This window comes from Nocardioides sp. P4_G4, assembly GCF_056401085.1.
In genome coordinates, this window is the sequence record NZ_JBFUKA010000122.1 from 1 (window position 1) to 9,628 (window position 9,628).

The 9,628-nt window shown below is 71.2% G+C and carries 6 protein-coding genes; 4 read left to right on the top strand and 2 right to left on the bottom strand.

Translation table 11 applies throughout. The features are described from left to right. The coding region (locus tag AC1DQF_RS19990) for a hypothetical protein (RefSeq protein WP_477526979.1) at window positions 1-503 on the top strand (503 nt) is incomplete at its 5' end. Window positions 504-595: 92 nt separating this feature from the next. Here the strand turns inward: AC1DQF_RS19990 and AC1DQF_RS19995 are convergent. Further along, on the bottom strand, window positions 596-982 hold the full coding sequence (locus AC1DQF_RS19995; RefSeq protein WP_477526980.1) for a cupin domain-containing protein: 387 nt from the start codon (window positions 980-982) through the stop codon (window positions 596-598). Between the two features lie 208 nt (window positions 983-1,190). Between AC1DQF_RS19995 and AC1DQF_RS20000 the strand changes: the two genes are divergently transcribed. Then, window positions 1,191-2,921 carry a DEAD/DEAH box helicase gene (locus AC1DQF_RS20000; RefSeq protein ID WP_477526981.1) on the top strand — a complete coding sequence of 577 codons (1,731 nt, stop codon included), beginning with the start codon at window positions 1,191-1,193 and terminating at the stop codon, window positions 2,919-2,921. Window positions 2,922-3,059: 138 nt separating this feature from the next. Further along, complete coding sequence (locus AC1DQF_RS20005) at window positions 3,060-3,527, top strand: hemerythrin domain-containing protein (RefSeq protein ID WP_477526982.1); 468 nt, start codon at window positions 3,060-3,062, stop codon at window positions 3,525-3,527. 50 nt (window positions 3,528-3,577) lie between these two features. Here the strand turns inward: AC1DQF_RS20005 and AC1DQF_RS20010 are convergent, their stop codons facing one another. Then, a complete protein-coding gene (locus tag AC1DQF_RS20010) occupies window positions 3,578-3,865 on the bottom strand; it encodes a hypothetical protein (protein WP_477526983.1) in 288 nt (95 codons plus the stop codon). A gap of 325 nt (window positions 3,866-4,190) precedes the next feature. Here AC1DQF_RS20010 and AC1DQF_RS20015 point away from each other — a divergent pair. Further along, on the top strand, window positions 4,191-9,628 hold a 5,438-nt coding region (locus tag AC1DQF_RS20015), incomplete at its 3' end, for an ATP-binding protein (RefSeq protein WP_477526984.1).

A 9,628-nucleotide genomic window follows, 5' to 3' on the forward strand; every position in this document is an offset into this window, starting at 1 on the left:
GGGTCAGCCTTCAGCTGATCCCTTTCGCCGGTATCGCATTCCTCTGGTTCATCGGTGTCATCAGGGAGCAGCTCGGCGCCGTGGAGGATCGACTCTTCGCCACCGTGTTCCTGGGAAGCGGTCTGCTCTTCCTGGCCCTGATGTTCGTTGCGGCTGTCACCTCACTGACCATCATGAACATGCTCGACAGTCCGAACGCCAGCCCGGAGGTCTGGACGTACGGCCGCGACACCTCACAAGCACTCATCACGGTGTACGCCATGCGGATGGCCGCAGTCTTCACCATCTCGGTCAGCACGGCGGGCCTCCGAGCTTCGGCCCTGCCTCGTTGGGTCTGCTACGTCGGCTACCTGGTAGCGCTGGCACTACTGCTGGGCTCAGCCAGCCAGAGATGGCTGCAGCTGTTGTTCCCCGCGTGGGTGTTGTTGGTCAGCGCCGCGATCCTGTTGACCTCTCCGGAGCGCCGTGAGCGTGCTTTGCCCGGACAACCCCGCCTTCGCTGACGGGTTTCCGGGCGGGAGGCAGCACGGCTGATGCAGCGCCACGTGGGGATGGGGTGACACTCTGAGCCGCCCCGTTCCGCCACTGGTCGGCGTCAGTGCCCCGCGAGACCGTCGACGTTGACGGTCGGGATACCCCCACCAACCCGAGCGATCACGGCCAGGGATGGTTCACGGGCGGGGTTCGACTCCCGGTGAACGGTCCACGCCGGAACATGCACGAAGTCGCCGGGGCCGGCATCGATGTAACCGTCATGCCCCTCGAACTCGAGGCGCAGCACGCCGCGGACGATGTACAGGCTCGACTCGTTGCGCTCGTGGTGGTGCCATCCCGATACCGCTCCGGGCTCAGTCACGACCTGTCCCGCCCAGAGCAGCGGCATCTCGAAGGCGAGGGCGCGATCCATGCCGGGTGTCGGGTCGGCCGAAACCAGGTCGGCTGGCGTAAAGACCCGTACGGGACGAGGTACCTCACGGCTCATGACTTCAGCGTGCCACGTTTCTCGACGAAGGAGGGACGACAACGTTGCGCCCTACGGTCCTTGTGCACTGAGCACGGGGGCGTGAACGACACGTCGGACGGCGGTTCGCCGCCGATGGAGCAGCTGCACGTGCGCCTCGACCGCGGTGAGGGCGTGGGCATGGGCGAGCCGATCCTGTTCGTGGAGGAGACCCCGATAGCGTCCGGGGGTGGCCAGTTCCCGACGATCCAGTGCTCGTCGACGCAACGGGCCCCCGCGCCGGAGCAGCACGCGACAGCAGCGGCCGTTGCCGGCCGCCGGGCCCGGCGAGCGGCTGTGGGTGCTCGACGTCCCCTACGGCACACAGGTCGACGGCGCCATGTGGCACCCGGGGGTCAAGACCCACCTGTACGTCGGGCGCGCCCTGCCCGCGCACCTTGCGCCCTACGCGCCGGGTCCCTACACGCTCGGTCGCTTCATCGAGAACACCCTCAATCCCGACCACCCGACACCCAGCCCCGAGGCGACCGACGCGCTCGAGCCCCGGAGGATCCAGTTCGAGGCGGCCGACGCGATCGCGGCGCGCGCCGCGGCGGGCGGACGGCAGTTCCTGCTGGCCGACGAGCCCGGGGTGGGCAAGACGATCTCCGCCGTCCTCGGGGCGACGGCGGTGGGCGACCTCCGCGGTGCGCGACGGGTGCTGGTCGTCGCCGACCGGCCCGCCGCGATCACGATCGGCCACTGGTGCCGCACGATCACGGCTCTGGGCGACGGCGGTCTCGAATGGGTCGTGATCACGTGGGACCGCCTGGAGAAGGTCAAGGACCACAGCTGGGACGTGATCATCGCGGACGAGGCCCACGCCCTGCGACGTACGACGACGAAGCGGTGGAAGCTCTGGGCGCGGATCTCGCGACACGGGCAGCCGCACGACAAGGCACCCTTCGTCATCGCGACCACCGCGACGCCCGGACACACGCCGCTCGAGCTGCCGTACCTGGCTCCGGCCTATGCGCAGGTGCTCGGCGAGTCGATGCGGGAGTGGACCTCGGCGACGCAACCGGGGGACGCGTTCGCCACCGCGCTCGAGCGTCACGGCATCGGGGTGGAGCGGGGTCGTTACGGCGCGACGTGGACCACCGACCCGGCGCGGCGTGCCGCGGACCTCAAGCTCGTGCGCGGCTGGCTCGACGAGGAGCGGCCACCGGCGATGCTGCACCGGGCCGCGCCGTGGGGGCCAGTGCCGATCTCCGGCATGCCGGTGGCGCTCACGCCGGCGGAGCGGACGGCGTACGAGGCCGAGTGGGGAGAGTTCTGTCGTGAGATGGACATCGCCCGGCGCGGCCGCAATGTCGCGAAGGGTCGGGCCGCGCTGCTGCGGTTCCGGCAGAAGGCCGGGCTCATTCGTGTCGACTCCACGGTCGACTGGATCGCCCAGCAGGTCCGGGCCGAGCGACAGGTGGCGTGCTCGGTCGAGTTCGTCGGGACCGCCGCCGACCCGATCGCCGACCGGCTGCGCGACGCCGGCATCGACGTCGCCACGATCTACGGCCGCGACCGCTTCGACCCGGAGGCCGAGCGGCTCCGATTCCAGACCGGGCAGGCGAAGGTCTGCGTCTTCACCACGGTCGCCTCGATCAGCCTGCACGCCGGCGAGACCCTCGCCGACGGCCGCCCGGCGAGCAGCGAGCCGCGGGTCGGCGTCTTCCACCAGGCCCGCTTCTCGGGCATCGCCGGACGGCAGGTGACAGGCCGCACCCACCGCGACCACCAGGTCTCGCCGTGGCACATCGCGTACGCCGAGGGCACCGTCGAGGAACAGGTCGGCAAGGTGATGGTCGAGCGGATCGCCGCGGCGTCCGACACGGTGGGAAGCGACACCGCCGGCCTGGCCGACCTCGCTCAGCTCCTCGGCGCCGACTGGCTGCCCTCCGCCACTCTGACCGAGGAAGGCGCCTGACCCGGGCTCGACCGAGGGAGGGGGCACCGGCAGCACCAGCATGCTGCGATACCGCGAGTCCAACGCATCCGTCGATGGCCAGGAATGGCCGAACGCGCGACACTGGTGACAGTGGGAGATACGGCGGACGGAGGGGCGATGGGACCGAACTCGTCCACACCCGAGCGGGCCTTCCTGGAGGAGCTCAGGCGACACCGCGCGGAGCTGCGCGAGTCGATGAGCGCACTCGAGGATGCGCTGGCCGCGCCAGCCACTGCCGATCGAGCGCGATGGGCCGAACGTGTCCATGTCGCCCTGGTGGAGCTCTCCGGCGACTTCCGTGGACACATCGACATCACCGAAGGTCGCGACGGGCTCTATGGCGACCTCCTCGAGACCTCGCCGCGGCTCTCCGGCGCCGTCGCCAGCCTGACCCAGGAGCACGCGCTGATCTGCCGTCGGGTCGATGAGCTGCTCACCAGGTTGGCGTCGCCCGACGCCATCGCCGGCGTGGACCCGATCCGCGACTCGGGCACGGTGCTGCTCGGACGACTCGTCCGACACCGCCAGCGAGGCTCCGACGTCGTCTTCGAGGCATACGAATTCGACATCGGAGGCGAGACCTGACGAGTGTCCGGTCGCGACCGTCGTGCCCGCATCCGTCGTGCTGGACCGCGTCAGGAGTGACTCCGTGGTCCTCGCGAAAATTCGGCTCGCCACCATGCGCCGCTCTCGATCCGCTCGAGCCGGCGCATCACGAGGTCTCCGTGCGCGAACAGCTCGACCTCAGCGCCGGTCAGCGGCCATGGCGGCCCCGTCACCTCCGAGTGCTCCTCCCGGGCGGTCGCCAGGACCAGCAGAGTGCCTTCTCGTGCCACGAGTGCGGCGATGTGGCGCGCCGCGTCGACGTGCTGCTCAGGCGGCATCGACTGCACGGTCAGGCTCTCCACGACCAGGTCGAACATCCCCTTCCACTCGAGGGGAGGATCCAGAACGTCGGCAACCCACGTCCCGCAAGGTGTCGCTCGTTCGCCCACTCCGCGAGCTGTGGACGAGGGGCGCCGTAGTCCCAGGGCGGCTTGGCCCCACCGGCCTCCGCGCCCGCGTACATCGCCTCGAACATGCCGGACGGCTCGCTCGTCACGGCGCGAGAATACTGCCCACGATGTTTCGCGGCACCACCCGAGCCCGTGCCGCAGTAGCCTCACAGACGTGACAGTCTCGCGACGAGGATTTCGGGAGCTGGTCGTCGAGTCGGGAGGCCCCAGGATGTTCACTCGAGTTGCCATCGTGAATCGTGGCGAGGCCGCGATGCGGCTGATCCACGCCGTACGCGACGTGAACGCGCAGGGCGGTGGGGCGCCGATCCGCACCATCGCGCTCTTCACCGACGAGGAACGTACGGCGATGTTCGCGCGGGAGGCCGACGAGGCCTTCGCGCTGGGTCCTGCCTCGGCACGCCCCTACATCGACCTGGCCGTCCTCGAGCGGGTGCTCGTCGAGTGCGCGGCCGACGCGGTCTGGGTGGGATGGGGCTTCGTCGCCGAGGACCCCGCCTTCGCCGAGCTGTGCGAGCGCATCGGCGTGACGTTCATCGGTCCGAGCGCCGACGCGATGCGCCGGCTGGGCGACAAGATCGGGTCCAAGCTCCTCGCGCAGGAGGTCGGTGTGCCGGTAGCGCCGTGGAGCGGGGGCGGCGTCGACACGTTGGACGATGCGCTGGTCGCCGCCGAGCGCATCGGTTACCCGCTCATGCTCAAGGCCACCGCCGGCGGGGGCGGCAGGGGCATCCGCAGGGTCGACTCGGCCGCCGAGCTGGAGGACGCCTACCAGCGCACCCGCGACGAGGCCGAGCGCGCCTTCGGCAGCGGTGTGGTCTTCCTCGAGCGCCTCGTCACCGGGGCGCGGCACGTCGAGGTCCAGCTGATCGCCGACGGGCACGGCACCGCGTGGGCGGTCGGTGTCCGCGACTGCACCGTGCAGCGGCGCAACCAGAAGGTGATCGAGGAGTCGGCGTCGCCGCTGCTCGACCCGAGCCAGACCGATGAGCTCAAGGTGTCCGCCGAGCGGCTGGCCGTCGCGGTGGGGTACGTCGGCGCGGGAACGGTCGAGTTCCTCTACCACCCGGGGGAGCGGACGTTCGCCTTCCTCGAGGTCAACACCCGCCTGCAGGTCGAGCACCCGATCACCGAGGCGACGACGGACCTCGACCTGGTCAAGGCGCAGCTGCACGTGGCGGCCGGTGGCCGGCTCGAGGGACCGAAGCCGCTCGAGCGTGGGCACGCCGTCGAGGCCCGACTGAACGCCGAGGATCCGGACCGCGACTTCGCCCCGTCGCCCGGACGGATCGCGCTGCTCGACCTGCCCTCGGGCCCCGGCATCCGCGTCGACACCGGCGTGGGCGAGGGCGACACCATCCCCGCCGACTTCGACTCCATGATCGCCAAGATCATCGCCTACGGCAGCACCCGCGACGAGGCGCTGGCCCGGTTGCGTCGGGCGATGCGGGAGACGACCGTCGTGATCGAGGGGGGCGCCACGAACAAGAGCTTCATCCTCGACCTCCTGCAGCAGTCCGAGGTCGTCGACGGCGAGGCGGGCTGGGCCGACACCAGCTGGATCGACCGGGTCCGTGCCGAGGGACGACTCGTCGTGCACGAGCACTCCGGCATCGCCGTGGTCGCGGCCGGCATCGAGGCCTACGAGGACGAGGCGCACGTCGAGATCACCCGGCTGCTGGAGAGCGCCCACGGGGGCCGTCCCCAGGTGCAGCACAAGGTCGGCCGCGCGGTCGACTTCAAGCTGCGCGGCACCGTGCACAAGGTCACCGTCATCCAGATCGGTCCGCACCGGTTCCGGGTCGGCGTCGCGACCGCCGGCGTCGAGAACGTCGTCGTTGCCGATGTCGAGCGGCTCGACGAGTTCCACACCCGGATGACGGTCGGCGACCGGCGCCACCACCTGGTCACGGCCACCCACGGCCCCGTCCACACGGTGGAGGTCGACGGCGTGGCCCACCGAGTCAGCCGTGACGAGGGCGGGGTGCTCCGTTCACCGGCGCCCGCGCTGGTCGTCGCCTCTCCCGTCGCGGTCGGCGACCTGGTCGCGGCCGCGGCTCCGGTCCTGGTCCTGGAGAGCATGAAGATGGAGACGGTGCTGCGTGCGCCGTTCGCGGCCCGGGTCCGCGAGCTCCTGGTCCTGACCGGGAGCCAGGTCGAGACCGGGGCCCCGTTGGTGCGCCTCGAGCCTGTCGAGGAGGACGCCGCCGAGGAGGCCGCGCCGCCCGACGAGGTCGGACCGGTCCTCGACCTGCCGCCCTCGGTGCCGCCCGCCTCCGCGCGGGAGCGTGCCGCGCGGAGCCGGGACGACGTCGCGGCGATGGTCATGGGGTACGACGTGGACGCCAGCGAGGACGGCGACGTGGTCGCGGAGTACCTCGCGGCCCGCGACGAGCTGAGGGCGGCGGGCGTGGACGTGATGGCCGAGGAGATGGAGCTCCTCCGCCTGTTCGCCGACCTCGCCGAGCTCAGCCGGAACCGTCCGGTCGGGGAGGACCTGCACACCGAGCTGCGCGTGCACAGCCCCAAGGAGCACTTCCACGCCTTCCTGCAGAGCCTCGACGTGGACCGGGGTGGACTCCCCGAGCAGTTCCGCGATCGCCTGGTCAGGGTTCTCGCCCACTACGGCGTGACCGATCTCGACCGGACTCCGCAGCTGGAGGAGGCGGTGTTCCGCATCTTCCTGGCACAGCAGCGCCCCGACCCCGAGGTTCGGCTGGCGACCGAGCTGCTCCAGCGCTGGATCGTCGAGCCGCCCCCGGCCGAGGAGCTGGCCGGGCCGGCGCGGGACCTCCTCGAGCGACTCGTCCGGTCCACCCAGCTCCGTTTCCCGGCTGTCGGCGACCTGGCCCGCAGCACCCGCTTCCGCTGGTTCGACCAGCCCCTGGTCGACGAGGAGCGCTCCAGCGTGCTGGCGGGGGTCCGGGACGAGGTGGAGGCCCTCGCGGCGGACCCCGACGCTGCGGACCGGGCCTCGCGGCTGGAGGCCCTGGCCGCGATCCCGGAGCAGATCGTGCGGTTCCTCGCGGAGCGGCTCGAGGGCGGCGTTCCGGAGCACGAGCCGATGCTCGAGGTGCTGGTGCGCCGGCACTACCGCGAGCACGACCTGCACGGCCTGCGGTCCTTCGTGCGCGACGGTCGCACGTTCGCGGTGGCCGACTACGTCCTCGACGACCGCCCCACCCGGGTGGTCTCCACGGTCGGCACCCTCACCGAGCTCGGCGATCCGGACAGCTCGCTGGTCACGGCCGTCCGTGACGAGGTCGCCGCCCGTGCCGCCGATCAAGAGGTGGTGCTCGACCTCTATGTGCACTGGCCGGACGCCCCGGACGCACCGGAGCAGGCCAGCGAGGAGCTCGCCCAGATCGTCGGAGCGCTGCCCCTCACCCACGACGTACGCCGGATCGCAGTGGCGGTCTGTCCTGGCGGGGGCAAGGCGGTCACGTACTTCACCTACCGTCCCGTCGTCGACGATGGCGTCGTCGAGGACGACCTCGTCCGCGGCGTGCACCCGATGGTCGGTCGTCGCCTGGACCTCTGGCGGCTCCGCGACTTCCACGTCACCCGCATCGAGGCACCCGAGGACGTGCTCCTCTACGAGTGCGTCGCGCGCGAGAACCCGGCCGACCGGCGGCTCGTCGCCCTTGCCCAGGTCCGTCAGCTCGCCGTCGTACGTGACGAGGACGGCCGGGTCACCGGCCTGCCCCACGCGGAGCGGGCGGTGGAGAACTGTCTCGAGGCCATCCGCCGTGTCCGTGCCTCGCGCGGCGCGGCCGGGAACAAGCTCGACACCAACCACGTGTGGGTGCAGGTGTGGCCGGTGGTCGAGGCCGACGTGGACCAGCTCACCACGCTGCAGGACAAGATCACCCCGCTCACCGACGGTGCCGGCATCGAGGAGGTGCTCGCGCAGGGCCGGGTGATCGGCGCCGACGGGAGCCCCACCCCGATCGCCATCCGCTTCCACGCTCGCCCGGGCGCCGGCGTCACGGCGTCCATCGAGGGCCCGCCGACCGAGCGGCTCAAGCCGCTCGACGAGTACGCCGCCAACGTCGCCCGGGCCCGGCGCCGTGGCCTGGTCTATCCCTACGAGCTCGAGGGAGTGCTCGCCGGTCCGGACGGGAGCCTCGTCGAGCACGACCTCGACGACACCGGCACCCTGGTGCCCGTCGACCGGCCGCGCGGCCTGAACAAGGCCGGGATCCTCGTCGCCGTCGTGACCACGCCCACCGAGCTGCACCCGGAGGGGGTCACCCGCGTCGTGCTCTGCGGCGATCCGACGAAGGCGCTCGGCGCGGTGTCCGAGCCCGAGTGCTCCCGCATCATCGCCGCGATCGACCTGGCCGAGCGGATGCAGGTGCCGGTGGAGTGGTACGCGCTCTCGGCGGGTGCCCGGATCTCGATGGACTCCGGCACGGAGAACATGGACTGGGTGGCGGCCGGGCTGAAGCGGATCATCGAGTTCACCCAGGCGGGCGGCGAGATCAACGTCGTCGTCGCGGGCATCAACGTGGGGGCGCAGCCGTACTGGAACGCAGAGGCGACGATGCTGATGCACACCAAGGGCATCCTGGTGATGACCCCGGACAGTGCGATGGTGCTGACCGGCAAGCAGTCGCTCGACTTCTCGGGCGGGGTGTCCGCGGAGGACAACTTCGGCATCGGTGGCTACGACCGGGTGATGGGGCCGAACGGGCAGGCGCAGTACTGGGCTCCCGACCTGGCCGGTGCCTTCGCGGTCCTGCTGGCGCACTACGACCACACCTACGTCGTGCCCGGTGAGTCCCGGCCGCGGCGGGCCCCCACCGCGGACCCGACGGACCGCGACGTGTCGTCGTACCCGCACTCGTCCGCCGACAGCGACTTCACGACGGTCGGCGAGATCTTCTCCGCGGCCTCCAACCCGGATCGCAAGAAGGCCTTCGACATCCGCACCGTGATGCGGGCGCTCGCCGACCAGGACCACCCGACGCTGGAACGCTGGGCCGGGATGGCCGACGCGGACACCGCGGTGGTCCAGGACGCGCACCTCGGCGGTCATCCCGTGTGCCTGCTCGGGATCGAGTCGCGACCGGTCCCGCGACGTGGCTTCCCGCCCACCGACGGTCCGGACATCTACACCGCCGGCACCCTGTTCCCGCGTTCCTCGAAGAAGGCGGCCCGGGCGATCAACGCGGCGAGTGGGAACCGTCCGCTCGTGGTCCTGGCGAACCTCTCCGGCTTCGACGGCTCGCCGGACTCGATGCGCAACCTCCAGCTGGAGTACGGCGCGGAGATCGGCCGTGCGATCGTCAACTTCGAGGGCCCGATCGTCTTCTGCGTCATCTCGCGCTACCACGGCGGCGCGTTCGTGGTCTTCTCCAAGGCGTTGAACCCGAACATGACCGTGCTCGCCCTGGAGGGCTCCTACGCGTCGGTCATCGGTGGTGCCCCCGCGGCGGCGGTCGTGTTCGCCGGCGAGGTCGAGAAGCGTACGTCGGCCGACCCTCGCGTCCGAGACGTCCAGGAACGTGTCGCCGACGCCACGGGACCGGACCGGAGCCGCCTCGTCGTCGAGCTCGCCGACCTGAGGGCAGCCGTGCGGCCGGAGAAGATCGGCGAGGTGGCCGCCGAGTTCGACGGCGTGCACGACATCCACCGCGCCGTCCGCGTGGGCTCGGTGGACGAGGT

What these genes read in the sequence shown, in the direction of transcription:
- AC1DQF_RS19995 (WP_477526980.1), bottom strand. Translation starts at nt 982, where the DNA reads ATGAGCCGTGAGGTACCTCGTCCCGTACGGGTCTTTACGCCAGCCGAC.
- AC1DQF_RS20010 (WP_477526983.1), bottom strand. Translation starts at nt 3,865, where the DNA reads ATGTTCGACCTGGTCGTGGAGAGCCTGACCGTGCAGTCGATGCCGCCT.
- AC1DQF_RS20005 (WP_477526982.1), top strand. Translation starts at nt 3,060, where the DNA reads ATGGGACCGAACTCGTCCACACCCGAGCGGGCCTTCCTGGAGGAGCTC.